This is a genomic window from Actinomadura sp. WMMA1423 (assembly GCF_006547145.1).
GTDB lineage: Bacteria > Actinomycetota > Actinomycetes > Streptosporangiales > Streptosporangiaceae > Spirillospora.
Genome location: NZ_CP041244.1, coordinates 443,838 through 466,558 on the forward strand (window position 1 = coordinate 443,838; position 22,721 = coordinate 466,558).

The 22,721-nt window shown below is 69.3% G+C and carries 24 protein-coding genes and 1 pseudogene; 6 read left to right on the forward strand and 19 right to left on the reverse strand.

Annotated elements, in window-relative coordinates; translation table 11 throughout:
- Position 1: 1 nt before the first annotated feature.
- The gene (locus tag FKD65_RS02190) at positions 2 to 415 is read left to right on the forward strand and encodes a hypothetical protein (protein ID WP_141575782.1); all 414 of its coding nucleotides are present in this window, start codon (positions 2 to 4) and stop codon (positions 413 to 415) included.
- Positions 416 to 584: 169 nt separating this feature from the next.
- Here the strand turns inward: FKD65_RS02190 and FKD65_RS02195 are convergent, their stop codons facing one another.
- Positions 585 to 1,784 (reverse strand): cytochrome P450, encoded by a 1,200-nt coding sequence (locus FKD65_RS02195; protein ID WP_141575784.1) that lies wholly within the window; start codon positions 1,782 to 1,784, stop codon positions 585 to 587.
- A gap of 119 nt (positions 1,785 to 1,903) precedes the next feature.
- Entirely contained in the window at positions 1,904 to 3,505 is a 1,602-nt protein-coding gene (locus FKD65_RS02200) for an SAM-dependent methyltransferase (protein ID WP_141575786.1), read from the reverse strand.
- A gap of 533 nt (positions 3,506 to 4,038) precedes the next feature.
- On the opposite strand from FKD65_RS02200, the gene FKD65_RS02205 reads away from it, so the two are divergent.
- A complete protein-coding gene (locus FKD65_RS02205) occupies positions 4,039 to 4,356 on the forward strand; it encodes a hypothetical protein (protein WP_141575788.1) in 318 nt (105 codons plus the stop codon).
- A gap of 272 nt (positions 4,357 to 4,628) precedes the next feature.
- On the opposite strand, the gene FKD65_RS02210 is transcribed toward FKD65_RS02205, so the two are convergent.
- The 3 genes from FKD65_RS02210 to FKD65_RS02220 form a co-directional block, all read right to left on the reverse strand.
- The gene (locus FKD65_RS02210) at positions 4,629 to 5,012 is read right to left on the reverse strand and encodes a hypothetical protein (RefSeq protein ID WP_141575791.1); all 384 of its coding nucleotides are present in this window, start codon (positions 5,010 to 5,012) and stop codon (positions 4,629 to 4,631) included.
- A 250-nt stretch (positions 5,013 to 5,262) separates the two neighbouring features.
- On the reverse strand, positions 5,263 to 6,015 hold the full coding sequence (locus tag FKD65_RS02215; protein WP_168220908.1) for an SAM-dependent methyltransferase: 753 nt from the start codon (positions 6,013 to 6,015) through the stop codon (positions 5,263 to 5,265).
- Positions 6,016 to 6,028: 13 nt separating this feature from the next.
- Positions 6,029 to 6,424 carry a hypothetical protein gene (locus tag FKD65_RS02220; RefSeq protein WP_141575795.1) on the reverse strand — a complete coding sequence of 132 codons (396 nt, stop codon included), beginning with the start codon at positions 6,422 to 6,424 and terminating at the stop codon, positions 6,029 to 6,031.
- Between the two features lie 206 nt (positions 6,425 to 6,630).
- Here FKD65_RS02220 and FKD65_RS02225 point away from each other — a divergent pair, with 206 nt between their 5' ends.
- On the forward strand, positions 6,631 to 7,908 hold the full coding sequence (locus tag FKD65_RS02225; protein ID WP_141575797.1) for a helix-turn-helix transcriptional regulator: 1,278 nt from the start codon (positions 6,631 to 6,633) through the stop codon (positions 7,906 to 7,908).
- On the opposite strand, the gene cutA is transcribed toward FKD65_RS02225, so the two are convergent.
- Complete coding sequence (gene cutA, locus FKD65_RS02230) at positions 7,868 to 8,203, reverse strand: divalent-cation tolerance protein CutA (protein WP_141575800.1); 336 nt, start codon at positions 8,201 to 8,203, stop codon at positions 7,868 to 7,870. The two genes, FKD65_RS02225 and cutA, sit on opposite strands and share 41 nt — an antisense overlap.
- 104 nt (positions 8,204 to 8,307) lie before the next feature.
- Here cutA and FKD65_RS45305 point away from each other — a divergent pair.
- Positions 8,308 to 8,679, forward strand: a pseudogene (locus tag FKD65_RS45305) (Tn3 family transposase); the annotation flags it as partial.
- A gap of 474 nt (positions 8,680 to 9,153) precedes the next feature.
- Here the strand turns inward: FKD65_RS45305 and FKD65_RS02245 are convergent.
- Both FKD65_RS02245 and FKD65_RS02250 read right to left on the reverse strand, forming a co-directional pair.
- Positions 9,154 to 11,478, reverse strand: a complete 2,325-nt coding sequence (locus FKD65_RS02245) for a protein kinase (protein ID WP_141575804.1) — start codon at positions 11,476 to 11,478, stop codon at positions 9,154 to 9,156.
- Positions 11,479 to 11,632: 154 nt separating this feature from the next.
- A complete protein-coding gene (locus FKD65_RS02250) occupies positions 11,633 to 12,403 on the reverse strand; it encodes a transposase family protein (protein ID WP_141575806.1) in 771 nt (256 codons plus the stop codon).
- Between the two features lie 155 nt (positions 12,404 to 12,558).
- Here FKD65_RS02250 and FKD65_RS02255 point away from each other — a divergent pair, with 155 nt between their 5' ends.
- Entirely contained in the window at positions 12,559 to 12,837 is a 279-nt protein-coding gene (locus FKD65_RS02255) for a hypothetical protein (protein WP_141575808.1), read from the forward strand.
- 64 nt (positions 12,838 to 12,901) lie between these two features.
- Positions 12,902 to 13,141 (forward strand): hypothetical protein, encoded by a 240-nt coding sequence (locus FKD65_RS02260; protein ID WP_141575810.1) that lies wholly within the window; start codon positions 12,902 to 12,904, stop codon positions 13,139 to 13,141.
- 81 nt (positions 13,142 to 13,222) lie between these two features.
- Here FKD65_RS02260 and FKD65_RS02265 read toward each other — a convergent pair whose 3' ends face one another.
- The 11 genes from FKD65_RS02265 to FKD65_RS02315 all read right to left on the reverse strand — a co-directional run bounded on the left by FKD65_RS02265 (position 13,223) and on the right by FKD65_RS02315 (position 21,721).
- Positions 13,223 to 13,603, reverse strand: a complete 381-nt coding sequence (locus tag FKD65_RS02265) for a hypothetical protein (protein ID WP_141575813.1) — start codon at positions 13,601 to 13,603, stop codon at positions 13,223 to 13,225.
- Positions 13,604 to 13,715: 112 nt separating this feature from the next.
- The gene (locus FKD65_RS02270; RefSeq protein WP_168220909.1) at positions 13,716 to 14,843 is read right to left on the reverse strand and encodes a glycoside hydrolase family 25 protein; all 1,128 of its coding nucleotides are present in this window, start codon (positions 14,841 to 14,843) and stop codon (positions 13,716 to 13,718) included.
- Positions 14,844 to 14,869: 26 nt separating this feature from the next.
- On the reverse strand, positions 14,870 to 15,220 hold the full coding sequence (locus FKD65_RS02275; RefSeq protein ID WP_141575817.1) for a hypothetical protein: 351 nt from the start codon (positions 15,218 to 15,220) through the stop codon (positions 14,870 to 14,872).
- Positions 15,217 to 15,570 (reverse strand): hypothetical protein, encoded by a 354-nt coding sequence (locus FKD65_RS02280; RefSeq protein ID WP_141575819.1) that lies wholly within the window; start codon positions 15,568 to 15,570, stop codon positions 15,217 to 15,219. The genes FKD65_RS02275 and FKD65_RS02280 overlap by 4 nt, the downstream gene beginning before the upstream one ends.
- A 276-nt stretch (positions 15,571 to 15,846) precedes the next feature.
- The gene (locus tag FKD65_RS02285) at positions 15,847 to 16,137 is read right to left on the reverse strand and encodes a hypothetical protein (protein WP_141575822.1); all 291 of its coding nucleotides are present in this window, start codon (positions 16,135 to 16,137) and stop codon (positions 15,847 to 15,849) included.
- The gene (locus FKD65_RS02290) at positions 16,137 to 17,123 is read right to left on the reverse strand and encodes a hypothetical protein (protein ID WP_141575824.1); all 987 of its coding nucleotides are present in this window, start codon (positions 17,121 to 17,123) and stop codon (positions 16,137 to 16,139) included. Before FKD65_RS02290 ends, FKD65_RS02285 begins: the two co-directional genes overlap by 1 nt.
- Positions 17,124 to 17,201: 78 nt before the next feature.
- Complete coding sequence (locus FKD65_RS02295; protein WP_141575827.1) at positions 17,202 to 18,128, reverse strand: hypothetical protein; 927 nt, start codon at positions 18,126 to 18,128, stop codon at positions 17,202 to 17,204.
- 4 nt (positions 18,129 to 18,132) lie between these two features.
- Positions 18,133 to 18,672 (reverse strand): hypothetical protein, encoded by a 540-nt coding sequence (locus FKD65_RS02300; protein ID WP_141575829.1) that lies wholly within the window; start codon positions 18,670 to 18,672, stop codon positions 18,133 to 18,135.
- The gene (locus FKD65_RS02305; protein WP_141575831.1) at positions 18,669 to 19,580 is read right to left on the reverse strand and encodes a hypothetical protein; all 912 of its coding nucleotides are present in this window, start codon (positions 19,578 to 19,580) and stop codon (positions 18,669 to 18,671) included. The genes FKD65_RS02300 and FKD65_RS02305 overlap by 4 nt, the downstream gene beginning before the upstream one ends.
- Positions 19,577 to 20,737, reverse strand: a complete 1,161-nt coding sequence (locus FKD65_RS02310; RefSeq protein ID WP_205718516.1) for a siphovirus ReqiPepy6 Gp37-like family protein — start codon at positions 20,735 to 20,737, stop codon at positions 19,577 to 19,579. Before FKD65_RS02310 ends, FKD65_RS02305 begins: the two co-directional genes overlap by 4 nt.
- 51 nt (positions 20,738 to 20,788) lie before the next feature.
- Positions 20,789 to 21,721, reverse strand: coding sequence for a phage tail domain-containing protein (locus tag FKD65_RS02315; protein WP_141575835.1), 933 nt, complete (start codon positions 21,719 to 21,721; stop codon positions 20,789 to 20,791).
- Positions 21,722 to 22,721: the final 1,000 nt, after the last annotated feature.

Sequence of the window (22,721 nt, forward strand, 5' to 3'; positions counted from 1 at the left end):
CATGGGTAACGGTGCAGACGACAACGCCAGAGCCAAGGCGAAGCGGTGGGTTGACCTGTACGACGAGATGATGGCCCTCTACGGCGTCATCCGGACGGTTCTGGCCCGCCTCCCGCTTCCGGTCGGCCTGGCCGCCTGGGACCACCGCTGGAAGAACGAGGTGCTGTTCCACGCCCTCACGGCGTTCAACCGGGTGCGGGTGGAGCTGCTCGACGCGCAACCGATCGAACAGCGGCACAAGGATCTGCTCCACCAGGCGGTCCTCGACTGGCTCGCGGCATGGGACTTCGCGGCGGTCACTCTGGAGACGGGAGACCCCTTGGGCTGGCAATTCGACGTCTTCGAGCACCTGATCCGCCGCGCGGAGCAGGCCGTCGAGCAGGTCGCCCACGAACTCGAGCTCGGCGAGGACTGATGGCCGGGCGCCCCTGGCAGAAGCCGGGGGCGCCCCGCCCGCTTCTGTCTGCCCGTAGACACGGAGGGGCCGGTGAGGGGGTCCCACCACTCGCGTGGCGGGGTGACAGTCCTCACCGGCCCTGACAACTCCGAAGAGTGCCCTCATAGTACAGCGCGCGGCTCTGACTTCACCGACTTCCGGGCGACCAGGCGACCGGGAGCGACTCCGGCCGGCGAATCGGGGTCGCGGTGTTCCACGCCACCTCCCCGGCGACCCGCAGGGCCGGGGCACGGCGCGTCAGCTCCTCCAGGGCGACGATCAGCTCCAGGCGCGCCAGGTGCGCGCCCAGGCAGAAATGCACACCGGACCCGAACGAAAGGTGCTGGCCAGCGCTGCGGGTCAGGTCGATCCGGCCAGGGTCGGGGAACACCGCCGGGTCGCGGTTGGCATGGTCGTGCGCGACGATCAGCAGCTCACCCGCCTTGATCTGCACGCCGGCGAGTTCCACGTCGCGCTCGGCGCGGCGGGGCTGCCCGGCGTCGTACCACGAGTTCGGTATCAGCCGGAGCATCTCCTCGGCCGCACCGGGAATCCGCTCGGGGTGCGCGCACAGCTGGCTGTACAGCGTGTGGCCGTCGTCTCCTGACCAATCGAGCAGGGCGTACACCGTGCTGGCGATGGCGGCCGCGGTCGTCTCCCAGCCGGCTACGACGAGGCTGGCGACGAGCATCGCCACCTCCATCGGGTCGATGCCCGCTCCCTCGGCGTTGGAGACGGCGGCCGTGAGCACGTCGTCGGCCGGTGCCGCGTGACGTTCGGCAAGCAGCCGGGCCGCGTACCCCGTCATCTCCGTCATCGCCTGGGCGTTGTCCTGCTCGCGGTTCGGGCCGGTCGAGAGAAGCTTGTCGCCCCAGGCCATGAACTGCTCGCGTCCGGTCACCGGGACGCCGAGGATCTCGGCGATGGCGTTCAGCGACAGCGGCCACGCGAGACGCTCAAGCAGGTCGGCGGGCTCGCCGGCCTCGAACATCGCGTCGAGTAGGGCGCTGGTGAGGCCCTGGAGGGCGGGGCGGAACCGTTCGATCCGTGGCCGCGTGAACTCCTTGTTGACCAGGCTCCGCAGCTGCCGGTGGTGCTCGCCGTCCTGTACCAGGATGAGCGGCGCCAGCCGCAGGAACGGCAGCACACCGTCAGCGCTGCCGCGCCGGAAGGTGTCGCCGTCGCGGTACACCTGGCTGGCCGCCGCATGGTCCCGGATCCACCACGCCCAGGTATCAGGCTGCCCCGGCGGAAGCGTGACCTTGAAGATGCGCTGGTCCTCGTACCCGGCCGGGGCCGGTGATGGGGCGAGCGGGTCCTGTGAGGTGAACGGAAACGGACACCTCACAGGAGATTGCGACTCGGCCACGCTGATCCCTTCTTCAGCGGGGCCCCTCTGCTGCGCGCCCAGCATCCGGTGTCGGCGCCGCACCTGTCAACGCGGTCGATGCCTTCGATGCCGATCCGTCATTCCTTGACGGCAATGAGCGCATACTGCCGCCAGGTGCCCTCTGTCCCGCGGACCGTGGGGCTTGCGCAGAACTGGTGCACGTCAACGATGCCCGGGTCGAGGACCCGCATCCCCGGCGGCACCAGAGCTGCGATCTCCTCCAACGACCGTCGCGCGATCGGGTCCGATTCGGGGGCGTACTCGTACACCGTCCCGAGTTGCCGAACGGCGAGCGCGGAAATCTGATCGCTGACGCAGACCAGCACCAGCACCGACCCCGGCGCCGCCTCCTCACACAGCAGCGCGTACTGGTCAACGACCGCGGGCCCTGGAGTCACGTTGATGTCGGTGCGGTCCACGATCGCGACTCGCTCCCGCTTGTCCACCGCCGGCTGGTCGAGGTCGAACAGCGCCCGTACATGGGGGTCATCCAGGAGCGCCGCAGTGTCTCGGACCGATCCATTGGTGACGCTGACGCCGTCGAGGCCGCCGACCAGGCGCTGGCAGTGCCGGACGAACGCGGCGTCGCGGTGGACGTAGACGGTCTGGGCCCTGTTGGGCTGCATCAGCCGCGCCGCCTTGTGGATCATCAAGGGCAACGGCGGGCCGATCTCGATGAATCGGGCGATGCCGAGCTGCGACGCCGTCCGCACCGCGGTCTCGGCGAACTCGTGGCTCTCGGCCTCCATGCGCACAAGGTCGGGGATCACCGCCGTGGTGGCGAGGAGGCTCGCGCGGTCCACGGCGCGGCTGTAGGCGTCGGGGCTGTCGGGGTCCTGGACGATAAGAGCGCCCGTCATTCGGTTGATCGACGGACGCTCGGTCCCGCCCGACCGATCGACCGCCTGGTCTGCCGCCGGCAGTGGTCTCGGCTCGGACCGCAGCAGATCCAGGTCGTTGTTGACGATGCGTTCCCGGAGCTCCTGGAGGCCGGGCGTCGGTTCGCGGCCGTGCTGGGAGCGGGCCGCCGCGAGCTCGTCGTACAGAGCGAGCGCCTCGCCGGGCCGCTGATCCCGGTACAGCGCCTGCATCAGCAGGCTCCGCAGGTGCTCGCGGTCTTCGTAGCGCTGCACCAGCCTCCTCAGCAGGGCGATCACCGGGACGTGGTCACCGCAGGAGAGCTTGATCTCGGCGACCTGCGCAGCCGTCCGCAGGTAGTCGTTCTCGATGCCCTGCCGCACCGTCATCATCGCGGGCGTGTCGGCCAGCACGTCCAGCGAGTCCAGGTCGACCATGTCCAGGACACGGCGCCCCAGCTCAGCGACCATATAGGGGTCGGTGGCGTAGCGCCCGCTGCACTCGTGGAGGAGTCGACTCCAGATCCACAGGTCGACCGGTTCCCCTTCGTGGACGATCAACTGGTAGCCGCCGGGGTGGTCGCTCCGGGAGATCCGGTCCTTTCCCAGTCTGCGGCGCAGCTTTGACACTGCGGTGTGCAGCGTGTGCTTCTCGATATCGGTGTTCCACACCAAATCGAGGAGCTGCCGGTCTAGCACCAGGCCCCTTCCGCCCGCCAAGAGAGCGAACGTGAGTTCCTGCTGGCGCGCAGAGAGTTGGAGGGCCTCGCCTCCGAGTACCACTCGAATGCCTCGCAGAAGCGTGATTTCCAAAGGCTCCATCGACCGCGCCTTTCAACTGTCTTGTCCCCGGAGGGAGAACCGTAGCGCGAAACCGGACCAAGTACCTCACTCGTAGCCGACCGCGTGTTTACAGAGAGAGACACAACGGCGTCGGGTGGCCGGATCCGGCCACCCGTGAAAACACGGATCTGCGCTCTGAACTGCGGAAACATTGCGGCGAGTGGCGCGGGGAGTAAGCGGGGAGCGCACGGGGAGCGGGCGGGGAGCGTGTGGGGACCGGAACCGGTTACGTTCCATCCACACCGCACGAACGGCCGCCTGTGGGCTGAGTGCGCACCTTGACGTCTGCGTTCAGGGGCCCCTCTGCTGCAACCCGCAGATGAGTCGTGAAATTCATTGAGATATTCCCGAAAGGAGGACCGCTGGGCTGCGTCACGGTTTCGGGCCGGCCAGTGCCGTACCCCCGGAGCTAGACGGCCTCAACCGCCGCAGCCCAGCCTTCCGATTAGTCATAGCGTCAAGTGTTCTCATCCGAGTACTCTGTAGTTGTCTGCACAACTATGGAGCGCAGCATGTTCGACCATCCCGCCCGCCGCCTGGCCGCCCCGTTCGACGAATGCTCGAAATGCCATCACCCCATTGAGGGCCAGGGCGAAAGCCTCCGACACGTCGGTGAAGGACGTCGCCCCGCGCTCTCCCCCGCAAGGTCCGACGCCGCGGCGTTCAACCGCGCGGTCCTGATCGCCGCCCAGGCCCTCGACGGTCTCTCGTGGGCTCCTGCCCTCGACAACCAGGACCGAGCCCGCGCCGTCGCAGAGGCCCTCTACGGGGCTGGTCTGATCTCCTCACGCCCCCGCGCAGTCAAGCCGCGCCGCGTCCCTATCAGCTGACCTTCGAGTCGCGCAGAGGGTGCCGCCTAGCTCGGAGAGTGCCGCTTCAACCCGACCACGGCCTCCGCAACAAGTCGGTCCTACCGTCCGGCGTCGCCATGGCGGCCCCCGTGGACGGAAGCCGCGCGCAGCTCATGGAGCGGATGTGCACGCAGCACCGGGCATGCCGGCCCTGCGCGCACATCCGCGAGTGCGAACCAACGGCCAGGAAGGTCCGCACCCAGCGCCGGGCACCGAGTGAGGATCGGCGCCGGCGCCGGCTTCGGGACCGTTCAGCGGCTCGGGTGCCCTGCACAGGGAGCGAGGCAGGCTCCGGCCGAGGTGCCGAGCCGCGACGGTTGAGGAGCCGCCCACTCGCTTGCCATCGCGGCCTGGCCCAGCTTGTCGAGCGTGCTGAGAACCAGCCGATGCGTGCGGTCGACGTGATTGGCCGGGGCGATCGGGATGCCCGCGATCGGGGCAGGCGCGGTCCAGTGCCACCACAAGCATCCGCGTCCGCCGTCGACTGGCCGCGCCACGAGCCGCGGGTCCGGCCCACGCCATCCGCGGTCGATCCGCCGCAGCAGCATCTGCCCGTCGCCAGCGTCGACCATCTGCCAGCCATGACCGGCCAGGCCGCTACGCAAGAGGAGCCCGGCCACGTTCACAGGCGGCACGAGTGCCTCCGCTTTGCCGGGCAGTTGGCCAGGAGCGTCGCGCGGCCGCGGTCACGGGGGGCGGACCCCGACCGCGCGACTCCCCATACGACGCACCCGGCACCCGCGCGGAGGTAGTGCGCGGCCGAGGCGTCGCCCGTCGTCCAGCCGCTCTCCCTGGGGCGGTCGACTGGCAGCCGAACGACGGCTGGCCGGGGACGACGCGGCGGGCGTCGCCGCAGCCGCACGCGCCATCCCCTGCTCATGAAGTTCATGCCGGCACCGTCGCGACGGCGGCCAGCACGGGCAGTGGCGAGCGCGCCGACGGCGGCTCGCATCCGGGCTCCCAGTCGACGGCCGACACGATCCCAGGTCCGATCAGGTCCCACCCTTTGAGCAGGACTCCGAGCTCTGTCGCGGTGCGCAGCACGACAGGGCCCACCATCCGCCGGTACATCTGGGCGGCCGCCTCCATGTGCGGGTGCCCGGCCTCGGCATGCGAGAGGACCACGTGGCTGCCGGCGGCCAGCCGTTCGGCCAGCTCGCGGAGGATGGTGTCGGCGGCCTCGGTGAAGTGCAGAACCGCGCCCATCAGCACTACGACCGGTTGTTGGAGGTTCAGCGTGTCGGCGGCCGCGGCGAGCATGGTCTCGACGTCGTGCATGTCGCCCTCGACGACCCCGAGACCGCCGCGGCGGGCGGGCAGGGCCCGAGCGTATGCAGCGACCTCCGGGTCGTTGTCGACGTACACCACCCGCGCTCGCGGAGCGACGGCCCTGGCGACCTTGTGCACCGGCGCACCAACGGGGAGCCCGCACCCGACGTCCAGGAACTGCCTGGCACCGGCCTGGGCGAGGTGGTCGACGGCCCGCAGCAGAAAGTTCCTGGACGCGATGGCGATCGAGCCCACAGCGGGCATGACGTCCGATAGCTCGTCGGCCACCAGGCGGTCCGGCGTGAGGTGGTCACGGCCGCCCAGGAGGCGGTTATAGATCCGCGCCTGGCTCGGCCGGGGCCCGGTCATGGTCGCTTCCATGTCAGGCCCCCGCCCTCTGCAACGCGCGGGCGATCTTGGCCGCCAGGTCCTGCGGTGTGGACGCCTCCACCAGCGCGTCCGGGTGCCCGGTGAGTCGAGACTCTTTCGGGACGAAGCCCCAGCAGCTCCCGGTCAGCCCCCCGCGCCAACACCAGACCTTCTTCCCCATCACGTAGGAGGGCTTGCCGGGATAGCCGCTCTGCGGACCGCCCGGCAGCGAATCGGCGCGCGACGACGGCCGGTCCACCGCCTCGGCGTGAGCGGCGCGCAGGTCAGGGCGCGGGCGGGGCGGGAGCGGCAGGGAAGCGATCGCCTCGTCCACCTCGCTGCGGGCCGGCTCCGTGGCGGCCTGGCGGGGGTTGGATGCCGGGAGGCCGGGGACCCGCGGGATGTCCACCGCGGTCGTCTCCTCGGGCCCCTCCGACTTCGGCGCCGCGGGCGGTCGCCAGCCGCGAGCGTGCGGATTCGGGTACATATGGCCTCGCCTGGTCGGTAGCGATTCGGTCGCTGCAAGCGAACCGCAACCGTGGTGGGGGCGGCAGGGGCACAATGGGGGGCATCTGCGTGCCCCCCAGGGGGCACGGCGACACGTGAGGTGCACACATGACGCCAGCAGAAAGAACGCGCATCGGCGCGCGGCTGAAGGCCGAACGGGAGGCGCGCGGCCTATCGCAGCGCGGTCTCGCCGAGCTGATCGCCGAGGCCTTAGGCGACCAGTTCACTACGGATCTAGCCACCCTCGTCGACTATGTGAAGCGCTGGGAGCGCGGCCGCGCCGGCGTTGGTCCGCGGTATCAAGGGGCGATCGCTGAAGCGCTCGGTATGTCCCAACGCGGTCTTTTCGACCCGGCGAGTGTGGAGGATGACCCGGTGCAACGAAGAAGCTTTCTAGGGGCGGCCGCCGTCGTGGGCCTGGCCGTCACTCCGTGGAATCCGGGCGACCTGCCCGGTGGGGCCCGCGTCATCGGCGCGGACGACGTCGAGCAGCTGCAGCGGCGGACCGCGCGGCTGCGGCGTCTGGACGATGTCCTGGGTGGGGCTGACACCTACCGCGTGTACAGCGCCGAGTTCGCAGCAACGCGGGGCCTTGTCCGGACCGCCACCTACAACGAGACGACCGAGCGTAAGCTCCTGGGCGTCCTGGCGGAACAGGCGCAGCAGGCCGGATGGGCGGCGCTGGACGCCGGGCAGATGGCGGCGGCGCGCGCCCACTACCGGGACAGCATGACCGCAGCCTCCGAGGCCGGGCACACGTCGCTGATGGGCAATGCGCTCGCGCTGATGTCCTACCACCGTGTTACGGCCGGTCAGCGCGGCACCGAGGAGGCAGACGCGGCCTGCCGCGTCGTCGACCCCGGCACTCCCCCAGCCGTTCGGGCGCTGCTCTACGAGCGCGCCGCGTGGGCACACGCCATGGCCGGCCCGTCACACGTCCGGCAGGTGCAGGAGAACCTCGGCGCCGCCACTCAGGCGCTCACCGCCGCAGCGGATGCGCCCGACCCGGACTGGGCGCGCTGGGTCGACGACGTCGAGTTGCAGATCATGACCGGGCGGTGCTGGGCGATCTTGCGGCGGCCGGACCGTGCCGTCCCCGCACTGGAATGGGCGCTCGCGCGGTATGACGACGCGCACGCCCGCGACAAGTGCCTCTACATGACGTGGCTGGCCGAGGCGCATCTCGAAGCGCGGGCGATCGACCGTGCCGCGCAGACGCTGTCTAAGGCGACCACCCTCGGCGCCGACGTCGCCTCGGCCCGGCCAGGACGGCGGATTCGGGCAGTAGCGGCGCGGCTGCATCCGCACGCGGCTACAGCTGCGGTCGCTGAGGTGCTGGAGAAGGTCAAGAGGATGTGCCCGGGTCCGGCCGCGTCTCCCGTGTAAGCCAGTCCAGGAAGCCAGACGATCCCCCGCCGATCGGCACCCACATCACCTCTGGGTTCTGCCAGGGGTGATGCGCCAGCAGGTGCGCTTCCAGGTCGGGGTACCGGTCGCTCGTGGACCGCAGCGAGACCTGCCACTCCTCCCCGGTACCGAGTTCGCCTAGGTGCCAGAAGACGTTCCCGGCGTGGACGACCTGGCCGCCTGCGGCCAGGCGGTGGGCGACGGCCGATTTGAGAAGCTCCATCCCAGCATCGCGATCCGGAACGGCGGTGAAGACCAACAGCGGTTGCGTCATGCGGCGCACCCTACCGAGGCGAAGCCCTTACGCTCAGGACCAGGCGCATGCACCAGCGCCGCGATCGCCCCCACCGGGAGCCGGCAAGGCGTCCCGGCGGGGGCCTCGGTACCCAGCTCAACGTCCAGGAGGCCCGGCACCGCCTGGCCCGGCGCATCGACTTCGGCAACCGCGGGCAGCTTCGCCAGCGCTACCGCGAAGGGATGGAGGACCAACTCGGCGCGCTCGGCCTGGCGCTCAACGCCGTGGTGTGATGGAACACCCTCTACCTGGACGCCGCCGTCAAACAGATCCGCAAGGGCGGGTTCCCCGCCACCGAGGCCATGTGCGCCCGACTCTCCCCGATCTGCTTCGAGCGCATCAACTTCCTGGGCCGCTACGCCTTCACCCGCACCGACGCTGCCAACGGCCTGCGCCCCTTCCACGACCCATCCCAGGAAGCAGATACTCGCCGGAACAGGGGTAGGCCACCGTGAAGCGGAGGCGGGTTGGCCGACACGGCCTCTCGGTCAACCCGGTACCCAGGGTTGCCGCATCGCGGGCAACCGGGTGGCCTGGCCTTGCCCCTTGAATTCGCACCAAAAATGCGGCCGAGCTTGAAAAACACTAGGGCGACCAGGCCCCAATTTTGGGGCATGATTATTCCGCAAACTGGACAAATGCTATTACTCATCCAGTCCTCCCCCCTCCCCGAAAAAGGTATTCCTTGCCGCTATCGGAAATCCTGTAGAGCGATTTGCGGGCGGCTCCGCCCGGTAGTATCGATGCCCTTGCGAATGGAAAGGACACGCAGCTATGCGTGACTGACCACTCTTGGCCACCACCTATCGATGACCAGCAGGGAGCCGGATGTGCATCACGGCAGGGGTGTCGCCCCTCAGCCGGGCGTCAAGCCGGGCAGAACGCTCCACGTGCGCCCAGACCCCCTCAACACCAACGCCGCAGCAGGGTCAGGTCTGATCAACAGCGGAAGCATCGGGATCCCACGGGTGTGCCGCAGCTGCCTTGGCGACTTTTACCAGCGCTCGGGCGCGGTCGTTGAGACCGGCGATGGAGCTGGCGATGCGCTCGGCTTTGGCTGGATCATGTGCGCCCGCCGCCTCAGCAACCTTAGCAAGTGCCCAATCCCGTCTTCGCAGCACCCAGGATCGACTCTGGAAGTCGGTGATGGAGTTGGCGGTTTGCTCGGCTTGTTCCAGCAGTGATCTGGCTCGTTCTATGTCGCGCTCGCCGACGGCCTCGGCCACGCTGATCAGACCGTGGGCGCGATCGTCGGGCTCAGTGATGGAGCCGACGATGCGCTCAGCCTCCAGCGGATCCTGCGCGGCCACCACCTTAACGAGTGCTCTCTCCCGCTGTTGGAGAATTAAGGATCGAAGCTTGAAGCCGGTAATGGAGTTGGCGGTTTGCTCGGCTTGTTCCAGCAGTGATCTGGCTCGTTCTATGTCGCGCTCGCCGACGGCCTCGGCCACGCTGATCAGACCGTGGGCGCGATCGTCGGGCTCAGTGATGGAGCCGACGATGCGCTCAGCCTCCAGCGGATCCTGCGCGGCCACCACCTCAACGACCGTGGCTAACGCCTCGTCCCGCTGCTTCGCCACCCATCGGCGGTCCAATCGGTCGAACATTTTGGTGGTGGAACCTGCGATCCGCTCGGCTTGCGGTACGTCATGTGTGGCCACCGCCTTGGCGACTTCTGTCAGCGCGAAGTGTCGCTCGTACTTGTTGGTTATGGAGCGGGCGGTGCGCTCGGCTTCGGTCAGCAGCGACATGGCCCGTTCGGCGTCGTGCGCTGCTACCGCCTCAGCGACCCCCACTAACCCCTTGACCCGTTCTTGTAGCCCTTGGGACCGTCGGAGAAGGCTGGTGATGGAACGCGCGATGCGCTCGGCTTCGGCCACATCGTGGGCGACTACTGCCTTGGCGACTCTCGTCAGTGTCCAGGCGCGATCGTGGAGGTCGGTGATGGTGCGCGCGGTGTGCTCCGCCTCGGCCAGCAGCCCCGCAGCCCGGTCGGCGTCGTCCTTGCCAACGGCTTCGGCGAGCCCTGTCAGTGTCCAGGCGCGTTCGTCGGGGTCGGTGATGGTGCGCGCGGTGTGCTCCGCCTCGGCCAGCAGCCCCGCAGCCCGGTCGGCGTCGTCCTTGCCAACGGCTTCGGCGAGCCCTGTCAGTCTCCAGGCGCGTTCGTCGGGGTCGGTGATGGTGCGCGCGGTGTGCTCCGCCTCGGCCAGCAGCCCCGCAGCCCGGTCGGCGTCCTGCGGGGCCACGACCTTAGCGACTGCGGTGAGCGCGGTGGCCTGCCACCCTAGCTCCCTGGATCGGCTGGTGGGGTAGGTGATGGAGCGGGCGATACGTTCAGCTTCGGCCCATGCTTGGTGGAGTTCTGAACGACGTGCTTGCTCGCTTTCAGTCTCGCTGGTGGTTCGGCGGCCGCCGGTGTCAGCAGCGGTGGATTGGTCGGGGAGAGTGGCCGGGTGGGTGAAGATGCGCAGGCGGTCGGCTATCGCGGCGGCGGACGGGGGTCTGTCATCGGGATTGTCGGCTAGGAGTTCGCTGATGAGACCGTCAAGGTCAGTGCTGATGCCGTCTCGATGGATGCCAGGCGCGGCGGTGGTTGGGATCTTGCCGGTGAGAAGGCGATACAGGGTCGCACCGAGCGCGTAAAGATCGGCCCGGTAGTCGACAGGACGTCCCTCGCGCTGTTCCGGGGCCATGTAGCCGCGTGTGCCCAGGACCCTCCCGTGTCCGGTCAAGCCTGCGGTGGCGTCGGGGAGGTGCGCGATTCCGAAGTCGCAGATCTTGATGGTCCCGTCGGCCACGAGCATCAGGTTGGCGGGCTTGATGTCGCGGTGCACGACATCGGCCTCGTGGGCCGCGGCCAGGCCATCGCACGCCTGAATACCATATTCCAGCACCTGGTTGATCGGTAGGCCTTCGGGGGTTTGCTTAAGTAGCGAGCTCAGATCTGTGCCCTCCAGGTGCTCCATCACAAGGAATGGAAAGAGCCGACCTCTTCCAGCGCGGTCGGTGTAGGGCTGCTCGCCGTAGTCGTGAACCGTGGTGATGTTGCGATGGTTCAACCTGGCTGCGGCATTTGCCTCCCGCTGGAACCGGCGTAGCATCTGTTCGGAGAACTGGGCGTCGTCACGCAGATCGGCGCGGATCAGTTTGATCGCAACCCTGCGGCGAAGGGTTAGGTCGAACCCCTGCCATACCTCGCCCATTCCGCCGCCGCCCAGCAGCCGGTCCAGGCGGTACCGCTGAGCCAGCACCATCCCCGTCCTCACACCGAACACCGTAGTCGGGCGCGATCAAAATGTGACAGGGAATCTGCATTACCTATCACACTGACCTCCACCGGGCTGCTCCCGCCCAGCTCACCATCGGCCGGACCGGAAGCGACTCGGCAACGTTGAGCTGATTCCATCCTCATCGGTTCTGGTGATGGAGGGTGAGGATGGCCTTCACGATGGTGGATAGGCGGCTGGGTGAGCAGCGGGCCTTCCGCAAGATGTGCCATCCCTTGAGCGCGGCGGCGCCTCGCTCGCCCGGGGCGCGGACCTTGGCGTGGTGCTGGTTGAACAGCTTCTTGCGTTTGTCCAGCTTGCGATGCTTCGTGCGTTTGTAGGGGGTGCCGACCGCGCCGCCGGCGCCGAGGTACCCCTTGTCGGCGTAGCAGGCGATCGCCCGGGTCGTCAGAGCGTCGATGATGCCGTGCTCGCGGGCGGCGGTCAGATCATGGGTGGAGCCGGGCAGGGCCGGCGACGCCCAGATCAGCTCGCCGTGCGGGTCAGTGAGGAACTGGACGTTCACGCCATGGCGGCGGTGTTTGCCCGAGTAGTGCAGCCGGTCGCCTGCGCCCGACAGCCGGTCGGTGGCCACCAGCGTGCCGTCCAGGATGACGTAGGCCTTGCGCTGGGCGATCCGCATGGCTTGCCGCAGGTCGGGTGCCAGGTCGGCGAGCAGTTCGATCACCTCGGTGACGTAGCGGTGCGCGGTCGCGGCACCGACGCCGAACGCCGCCGCCAGGCCGGCGAAGGTCTCGTTGCGGCGCAGGTGCACCAGAACCAGCAGCGCTTGGCGGTCTGGCGGCAGACGCCGCCACCGTGACCCGACCCGGTGCCGGTGCCTGCGGATCAGATCGGCCACGAACCTGCGGGCCGAGCGAGACAGATCGAGGGCAGCGCGATAGAACAGCATCGGAGCTCCTGGTGGTCAAGATCGTCGCAAATCTCGATCTACCAGGAGCTCTCTTGTTGTCGCTCACGCCGCGCGGGACGCAACCGGCCCGTGACCTGCGGACTCAGGTTGGAATTTCCTCGTTATGAGTCACATCAGCCTACGGAGGTCCCCGCGTGTCCGTCCTCGCATTCCCCGGCCGACCCGGCGTCTGCACCCTCGCAGCCGCCGTCGGCCGCTACCTGGACCAGATCCCAACCGCCACTACCCGCGCCATCTCCGACGACGCCCTCGCGCGGCTGATCGACGTCGCCGGTGGTGCGGCCCCCGTCGCCGACCTGATGCCCGAGAACTTCGCCGCGGTGATGCAGCGGTGGAACGGCGCGGCGGCGGCGGCCTCCTCATCCCGGTGCCCTCACTCCGGCGGCACACGCGGACTGCGTTGCCTGGACTGACGCTGACGCGGCCCGCACCGGCGCCATCCAGGAGCCCGAGGGCCGCCTCACCGACGTGCTGCACATGGCAGCCCTCGCCGTCCGCCGCGCCCGCCGCAGCGGCCCGACCCGGTTGCCGTTCCGGGTCTGCCGGGTGGCCACCGACGCCCGCCCCGGCGAGGACGGCGACATCGAGCCGGACGAGGTCACCCTAATCCTCACCCTCCATGAGGAGGAGCACGGCCTACACGCGACCATCAGCCTGCCCACGGAGAAGATCCCGGCCGGTAGGGAGCAGCCCGGACAGGCTCCGGCCGGTCCCTGAAACGACAGAAAGCCCCCCGTTCCTTCACCGGCAGCCCGGTGAAGGAACGGGGGGCAGTCTGCTTTTCGGGAGCTGGCAGGGTCAGGCCGCGCGCCGGTACGGCAGCTCGCGCGGGACCAGGTCCCCGGTGTCGGACACGATCGCCTGCACGTTCGGTCGGACACCGAACAGGCCGACGCCGGCCGCGACGAACGACATCAGCATGGCGCACTGATCCGCGGACCAGCCGAGCCCGAACGCCAGGCCGACCGTCAGGGCCGCCTGGGTGAGCCCGAGGACAGCCGGGAGGATCTGGTCCCGCGCCACCAGGCACGCGGTGACCAGGCCGAGAACGGCGGCGGCGCCGGCGTTCACCGCGGCGGTCTGGGTGTCGGACCAGTCGAGGCCGAACGCGACGAGCATCTGCAGGCCTGCGGACAGGAACGCGAGGATGGTGGCCGGGTCGCGGCCGAGGATCTTCATGGGGGCCTCCGAGGGGGCAAAGGGGGCGGCCTGGTGCCGCCCGTGTCTGCGGCCGCACAGGTCTTCTGTGCGGTTGGGGCCGTCTGCGTCCGTCAGCAGGCGGCTATAGGTGTCAGCCCTGGTCCTGGCGGACCGTCCACCGTCCCGACGTCGCGCGCGGCGCGCGCCGGGTGCTGGCGTTCCCTCCGGCGGGGAACACCGCGACCGCGACGTACAGGTGCTGGCCCTTGCTGAGCTCCTTCGGCATGGACGCGGTGGCGATCTGGGCGCCGCCCGTGGCGTTGCCGTCGGCGCGCACCTCGTGCCAGGCCCTGGCGGACTTGCCGTCCTTCCAGTCGTGGACCTCGAACCGCAGCTGGTACTCGTCGCCCGCGGCCAGGCCCTCGATGCGGACGACCGCGTCGACGTCCGCCCAGGTCGACGCCGGGGACACGTAGCCGGGATAGCCGTCGGGGTGGTCCTTGTCCGGCTTGGAGTGGGCGTTGGTCGGGTCGGCGTAGGTGGTGTCCCAGTTGAGGCGGGTGAAGTCGCCCCACTTCAAGGTCTGGGGCTTGGTCTTGCCGTAGCCGCTGCGGATGGGCACGTCGTCGTCCTCCTGGTGAGTGCCGAGGGCCAGCGCCCTCAGTTCCGCGAGCGAGCCGCGGAAGGTGTTGACGTCACAGCGGCCGGAGATGCCTGGCACCGTGCCGTTGGACGAGTGCTGAAGGATCGAGATGGGTTCGCCGCCGAACGGTGCCCACCAGGCCGCCGGAACCTTCCGGTAGAGGGCGGCCGGCGAGCCGGCGCCGGTGACGTAGTGGGACTGCCAGATCGTGTCGAAGAAGCTGAGGTCGGGCCTTCCATGGGATTCCCAGTACCAGCGCGGGAAGTAGCCGATCACCGGGTGGCCGCCGGTGAGGCGCTTGAACTCGGCCACCCAGGCGCGTGCGGTGGCGGCGTCGGCGCCGGACGCTTCAACGTCCAGGGCGACGGCGAGGTCGGACACGCTTCCGGCCTTGGCGAGGAAGTAGCGGGCCTGAGCGGCGCCGTTGCCTCCGTGCAGGAAGTGGTATCCGCCCGGCAGGAACCCGCCGCCGAGCGCGCGCATCCCCGCCCGATTGTGGGACCAGGTGGGGTTGGTGTAGTTCGTGGACTCGGTGACCTTGGAGAACGCGAACCGGATCCCCGCAGCGTGCACCGACGGCCAGGATGGTTTCCCCTGGTAGGACGCGACGTCCACACCGTAGGTCAGTTCGGGCACTGCTCCTCCTTTGGCGACGAGTGGCATCAGTACTCCCGCATCCGGTCGGCGAGCTCGGCCGGCAACGGTGGTGGCTCCAGCCCGCCCGCGCGCATCTGGTGCGTGATCTGGGAGATGTAGCGGAGCGCGGTCGCGATGATGTGCCGGTCGTCCGCCTGGGCCCGCCGGTCGTCCGCCTGGGCCTGCTCCAGGCTTTGAAGGCGCTCGCGGAGCCCCTTGTTCTCCTCGCGCCACGCCTCGCGAAGCTCAGCGAAATCACTTCGGTCTTCCGCGCGGGAGCCCAACGCTCTGACCTGCCGTTGTGTCACCCACCCGAACAGGCCGGCAACGAAAGCCGCTCCGATGACGCCGAGCGCAGACCAGATCGCAGGCGTCATCTATCACGCTCCCGCTGCGCCGATCGCGGCTCGGGCATCCCGGCCACGATCACCGTCGATCCGGCTACAGCGACCCAGACGACGGCGTTGAAACCGCCGCGCGTGTAAGTTCCGATCCCCAGCAGGTAGGCCATCGCCCACAACGCGGGCGGGATCATGATGAGCGCGAACCCGTGCCCGTCACGGCCTGGGCGGCGAAGCGGCGCGTAGATGAGCGCGGCGAGGCCGCAACCGATCCACAGGACGGCCAGCCACGTGAACGGGACGACGGAGGCGGTCCAGCCGAGGCCTCGTTTCACCCCGAAAGCGGGGTCGATCAGGATGCCGACGCCGTAGGAGATCCAGGCCACGCCGTGGAGGCTGAGGAATGCGCCGCGTCGGCCGAGGCGGTACGCGGCCTGTCTCAGGGCGTCTCGCGGTCCGCGGCCGCCGGTGCCTGCGCCTTCGGTGTCGCCGCGCCTCCCCTCCTCCTGGCCAGGTTCATGGGTGCGTTGGCGTCGCCCTGGGCGACCTCGAGCTGCGAGCCCGGCCCGGATCAGCTTCTCGATGCGGTCCAGGCGGCTTATGACCTCTCCTTGGCCTCGTTCGTCAGGCATGCGTGGCCTCTCTGCTCGGACGCGTTTCGGTCACGTCCACTCGTTGGTGCTGGTGCGTTGACGCAGCTCCAAGTCCCACCACGCGTCGTTGCCGCCGAGTTGCCTGATGCCCGAGGGAACGACGTCCTGGTCCCCCGCCGGCAGGGTCAGCGCGGCGTAGTGGATCCCGACGGTGGCCGTGGGTGCCGCGGGGAGGACTACCTCGGCGTGGTGGACGCGGACCTCGACGGCCTGCGGGAGCCGCAGCTCGGCGTGGTGGATCCGGACGTTGGGGATTGTCGGGACGCGCAGCTCGGCGTGGTGGATGCGGGTCTCGGCCATCAGGACGCCGTCGAGGTGAACCGGAGTCGCAGGTCACCGAAGTCGTTGATGTTCGCGGCCTCCAGGGCCGTGACGTTGAGGGTGTAGACGGTTGGTGTCGCAGGCAGGTCGGTGAAGGTCGTCGAGGAGATCACCGTCGTGCCCTGCACCAGCGCCACTTCGCACTGAGCGCTGGTTGCGCCGCCGCCCGACGACAGCACCACCGTGAAGGAGAATCCGGTGTCGACGCCGGGGTCTTCCACGGCGTTCAGTCGCGCCTCGTACACCGCGCTGGTCGGTCCAGCCGGGGACCGCAGGTAGGTGGCGTCGTCGCGGGCGGCTTCACCGATCCGAGCAGCCAGAGGCACCCCTGTCCCCACCGTGGGCTCGGCGGTGTAGCCACCGATCGTCACGTCCGACTGGGGGCGGGCTGTCTGCACGTTCAGCTTGGGTGCCAATGCGATGGTGTAGGTGATCGCCGATGACTGGTTGGCGTCCAAGGTGAAGGTGCCGCCGCCGTAATTGCCGGCCGTGGTCGCGGCCCGTTCCACGGCCGAGATGTCGGGATGCCCGCCGCCCGTCCCGATCACTGTCGCTCGGGAGGTGCTCCCCGCAGGGCGGGCGGTGAACTGTGTGGTCGAGGTGGACTTGTCCACGCACACCTCGACCACCCGGCAGTCACCGATGGTCGTGGTGACTTGCGGGGTGGGGACGCTGGCGGTGCCGCCGGTGTCCAACCGGGAGTTGATCTTGTGGACGATGTCGGTGAGGTCGACGCCTGAGTAGGCGAGCAGGACCGCGCCAGCCTTCGGGCTGGTGCCGTCGTTGGTGATCGTGAGCGTCGCGCCAGGATCGCTGACGCCCGCGACCCGTTTCCACACGGCCGCGGTGATCCCGTCTGTCTCGGGGCTCTGCTGCGCCTTGGCGGGCAGCCATCCAGCCGGTGAGGAGATGGTGCAGTCGACGTTGGCGTACGTCACCAGCAGCATCCCGTCCTTGGCCTGCACCTCTGAGGGGATCGTGACGTTCACGCTGTTGGCGCCGGTCCCAGATGCCACAGCGCGGAAGGTGGGCTCGGGCATGGGTCATCTCCGCAGGGTCAGCGTGGTGGGGTTGCGGTAGTACTTCTGGCAGGCCGCGTTGGCCGCCGTGATCGCCGCCGGAGAGCTGGTGGGGGTGAACGCCTGCGCTGCCACCGCCTCGTCGAACCCGACGTCGGAGTCGAACCAGCACATGAACGCCGCCGACGGCCAGCCGCCGGCGGCGTGAGTGGCGCAGTAGGTAGCGGTGTCGGTGATGCGTTGGGCTTTGACCGTCTGGCTGGTCCACCCGGTTTCGGCGACCGCCCAGGGCACGCCGTGCGCCGCCGCGTAGATCACCACCGGGTCGAACATCGCCGAGGGGGTGTCGTCGTAGTAGTCCACGCTCAGCACGTCGTAGACGCTGTCCTGCCACCACTGCTCGGGCTGCCCCGCGCCCTTGGCGGGGTCGTGCCATAGCCACGCCGTCCAGCACGGCGTCACGTACGTGTTGGGGATCTGCTCGTTGTGGACGATGTCGGCGAACCGGCGGATCGCGGTCATGTACTGGGCGCGGGTGTAGTTCCCTCGCCGCACCTTGGAGTCGGCCTCATGCCAGCCGACGAGGAACTTGGGCATGCCGTCGTCGGGGATCGACCGCAGGAACGTCCGCAGCCGCGCGTCGTGGGCGCCGCTGATGAACTGGTCGATCGGGGGCCGCACCGAGTGCACCGACGCATACTTCGCGACGTCGATCGAGGCCTCGCTCACCGCCCAGGAGGTGGGGATGCCGGTGGCCTCCGACTCGTACGACCGGCGGATCGTCATGGGGCCGACCTGCGGTTCCAGCACCTCGGTCCACGACCGTTTGGACGTCAGCGGCGCATGGTAGGACGCGGCGCCTACCAGCAGGGTGCTGGCCGGCTCCATCGACCCGCCCCCGGTCAGGGACTGCCACCCCTGCGACGTCAGCTGCGACACAGCGATCGGCACCCGGCTACTCCTTCGTGGGGATGTGCAGGTCCTTGACCCGCGCGGTCTGCGGCGTGGGCGGCCCGATCCACAGCAGGTACTTCTGGCCGGCCAGCTGCTCGGGGATCGGCGGGTATGCACCGGCGGCCGGGTCGTACTTGAGGGCGTACGCGGTGTACGACAGCAGCGTCTGCTGCGCCGCGACGGTCTGCTCCAGGATGGTGACGCGGCGGGCCAGGCCGCCCAGGTCGGTAGCGACCAGCAGGTACCGGTAGCCCTTGCCGCCGTCCACCCACAGCGCGGTGACGCCGGGCGGGCCCTGGAAGCGCGGCACGACCCCGACCGGGATCCCGCTGCCGCCGCCCTGCCCCGACATGACCTTGGTGATCGTGTCGCCGCTGTCGTCGAGGAGGTCCTCGTAGCGGGTCCCGGCCGTGAACTCCGACCACATCGTCAGTTCGGCACCACCGACCAGGACCGGGATGTTGCCCTGCCCGGCGTCGAAGGTCCAGTCCGCGGGTGTCCCCCCGAACCAGTGCCGCTCCTCAGGGATCGCCTCGCTCAACGCCCGACCTCCAGCAGATAGGTGAGGGTGCAGCGCAGGACCCGGTCCACGTCGACCTTGCTGGTGGGGTTGTCGACCCAGATACCGCCGTCGCTGCGGACCTGGACCCGCGCATAGTTGTTGGGGGTGATGTGCACCGCGAACCAGCGGGTGGAGCCGGGCCGGTACAGGGCCGGAATCGTGCCCAGTGGGGAGCCGAGGGGGTCGGTGCCGTAGTACGGGTCAGTCGCCCGTTTCACGTTCAGGGTGATCTCCACGTGCCGCCCGGACCGCGTCACCTGGTTGACCGCCGACGATTCCACCTTGGGCCATTTGGTCGCGAGCGCGACCGGCGCCTCGCCCTCGATCGTGGCCGGCTTCCAGGACGCGCCGTCGCCCAGCAACAGCACGCCCTCTTCGATCAGGGCGCGGCCCTTGCTGGGATCGGGCCGCGAAGCGGGCACCGACGGCGCGAGCGTCCACCCGGTGAACCACCGGGCGTCGGTCATCGCTGAGGGCTGCATCACGCTGGTGCCGGCCTCGACCGCGCCGTACCCCAGCGGCACCTCCCAGACGCTGCTCCAGTCGCGTGTCAGCGGCGGGAGCGTCGCTCCGCCCAGCTTGTACTCGGCGGTGATCCGGTCGTTGGAGGGATCGTTGCGCAGGACGATCCAGTCGCGCCGCAGTGCGCCGGTGGTGTTGTTGGGGATCGGGAGCTGCTTGGCCTCGTCCAGCAGGTACTTCTGGCCGCGTACGAAGGCCTCGCCGGGCGGGACGATGACCACGCCTGATCCGTTGGCGACGGGGCGGAGCGCGGTGTCGGCGGGCGTGCCGCACACCCCGTCCGGCGCGGCCCACATCATCATCCGGGAGAACTCGTCCTCGGTGTTGATCTTGGAGGAGCCGAACGGGTAGGAGCGTTCGGTCATTGGGGCACCCTCGTTTCCACGCTGCGGAGCCGCCGGTTGATGCCGGCCATGACCTGCATCAGGGAGCTCAGGGGGTTCTTGGGGTCGGTGGCGTCCGGAGTGGCGATGACCGGCTTGACCGTTGCGCCGCTGGCGCTGTCGGAGTTCAGGACGACCTCGCGGATGGTGTCGGTGAGCGCCTCTCCGCGGACCATGGCCGTGCCTCGATCGCCGACGTTGTACTGGACGCCGTACCGGCACTGTTCGGTGTCGATCGGGGTGAGTGACAGCGACGCCTGGCGCGCGCCCGCGGTAAGGGCCTCGTCTGCGGCCTGGTCCATCTGGGCGGCCAGGTCGACCGAGCCGGTGTCGACGTCAGTGCGGTCGACGAACTGCTCGATCCGCAACCCCGGAACGAGCACGTCCGCGCGGGTGTACTCCTTCACCACGCGCGGTGAGCTGCTGCCGCCAGCCACGACGATCGCGCACGTGCACGTCGGGGGCTGCTTGGAGTAGGAGACGTCCTCGAGGTTTCCGCGCCCGAAGGAGAACACGACGCCGGAGTCCTGGGGCTCGTACAGCTCGAAGCGGCGGCCGGTGCCGACCTGCACGATCCGGAATCCGAGGCCGGCGGTGTTAGCGATGTCGGCCAGGACGTCCAGCAGGTTGGCGAACTGGCGGATCTGCTTGGTGACCGTTGGGCCGCGCGCGAGGTCGGGGGCGAGGGTCAGATCCGGGACGCGGCGGCCGGTGCGGGCGGACGGGCCGATGTTGACGTCGACGAGGGTCCGCAGGACTGTTTCAGCCGGGCCGCTGACCTTGTAGGTTCCGTCCGTCTGGTGGGCGTCGTCGGCGCTCGGGTTCGGCCACACCGTGGCCTGCTTCAGCAGGTTGTTGTCGTCGACGCCCGACACGGTGAGGGTGCCGGCGTCGCCGTCATCGCGGGTCTGCGCCGAGTCGACGGAGGTGATGTCGCCGGACATGACCCGGGCACCGTTGTAACGGATGATGAGGCCGTTGCCCTCGACCAGGCGGGCGGCCTTGGCGGAGTCGGCGCCGATCGTGAGTTTCCACGCTCCGACCGCGTTGTGCCGCGGGATGGCCTGCATGCTGGTGTAGTCGTCGAGCTCGCCGATCGGTTTCAGGTCCGTGCCGCGGCGCATCTTCAGCGCGAACAACCGCACCTCCTTTCCGTGGCGCGGGCCCGCCCGTGCGCGCCTGGCGGCAGGTCAGGCGGACAGGTAGCGGGGCGTGACCTCGAACTCGACGACGGTGTCGGGGGTGGAGCCTGTGACGACCAGGTCCACGCGGTTCTCGCCGGACAGCAGCGGCCACAGCACGGCGGCTTCGTCGATGTTCGGCCACAGGTCCACGGCATCGTTCAGGAGCGCCGTCTTGATCCGTTCTCGGGTGTCGATCACAGCGACGTCGCCCAGGGCGAGCGTTCGGGTGAGCGTCCATGTCCCGGCGGCGGGGTGGGTGAAGGTCGCCGACTCCATCGGGCCGCGGAGGGTCCACACCGGGAACGCCTGCACGTCACCAGGGTTGAAGATCCGCACGTCGGCGCCGAGGACCTGGGAGTCCGCCACCTCCCACGGCACGCCGGAGGGGAAGAAGTTCTCAACGACGCCGGCGCGGAAGGACCGGCCGAACGGTTTCCCCTCCCAGAACGGGGACTCGCACGTCCAGGTCAGCCCGTACGCGGTCCAGCGGCGCCCCGCCGCGTCCAGGTCTTCCGACCCTTCCGCGCCCGAGGCGTAGATCGCGGTGATCGAGCGGGAGGACCCGTCCGGCTCGGTCAACGTCAGGGTGCCGCGGCCGCCGTCGCCGTCCAGGGGCGACAGATCCTTCAGCAGTTGCCGCTTGCGCTCCAGGAACGCGGCCCGGCCGTCATGGGAGTAGATGACGACCGGGATCATGATTTCGCGTGCGTTGGCCTTGGTGCCGGTGCGGCGGTTCCCGTGGATCTGCGGGGACTCGGTCTCGTACGCCTTGAAGGTCGGCATGTCCAACCCCCGTGCGCCTGGCTGCACCAGGTACCCGGTGGGCCAGTCCGACAGGTGCGTGACCCGGCCGAGCGGGCTGGTCCACTTCACCGTCGTCAGGGACTGGGCAGGGCCGCCCTGCCCGACGTCGCTGATCCGCTGCGCCATGATCGGCATGCGGCCCTGCCCTCCTTCCCTCGCGCTCGCGCGCTGATGTCACAGCAGCGGCCGGTGCAGGACGTACACGTCGTGGAGCGCGTCGGTGACGGCCTGCCGGGTGGCCTTGTCGGTGACCTCGTGGATGTGGAGTTCCTCGATCGTGAGACCGCCCCGCCCTGCCTGGGCCGGCGCCGGGGTCGAGGGCGCGGCGGCGGGGACAGGGGTCGGTACGACGAGGCCGGCCATGCGGTCGACCGACGTCTTCACCTCGATCAGGCTGGTGTCGATGCCGAGCGCGAGCCCGGCGCCGACCTGCTCGCCGAGTTCAGCCATCACCCGCGAGGGAGAACGGATCTTCAGCGCCCTGCGGATCTGGTCGCGGATCGCCTTGGCGATCCGGCCCATCGCCCGCTCGATGGCCTTCTTCTCCGCCTCCAACCCGGCCAGGAACCCTCGGCCGGCTTGCGAGCCGGCGTCGTACATGGCGTCGCCGGCCTGCTTACCGACGTTGGTCGCCGCGCTGCCGATCGCCTTCTGTGCGGCGTTCAGCTCCTTGACCTGCTGGGGTGTGGCGTCGGCGAGGGCCTGGGCGTAGGCGGCTCCCCGGTCGGGGCCGGCGGCGATGATCTGGGAGATCAGCTCCTTGGACACCCCGAGCTTGGCGAGCTTGGCCAGGTTCGCTTTGAAGGCGTTGAGTTGCTTCACGCGGGTCTGGAGACCGCCGATGATCCCCTTGGCGTTGAACACCTCCCCTTCCGCGTACAGGCCGCTCGCGTCGGCCTGGAGGCCGGTCGGGAGGCCGGTGAGGCTCGCGAACTCCCGCGCCGACTCGGTTGATTCCTTCGCCAGGGCCTTGCCCGCGCTGATCGAGGACGCGAGCTTGTCCCGCCGGGCGGCGAGGTTCTGCAGCTGCTTGCCCTGGCGGGTGACGTAGGCGTTGAGCCGGTTGTCGGTGGTGGAGCGGATGCCCTTGTAGGCCTTGGTGATGTCGGACGTCAGGTCCTTCAGCGCGGCCTTG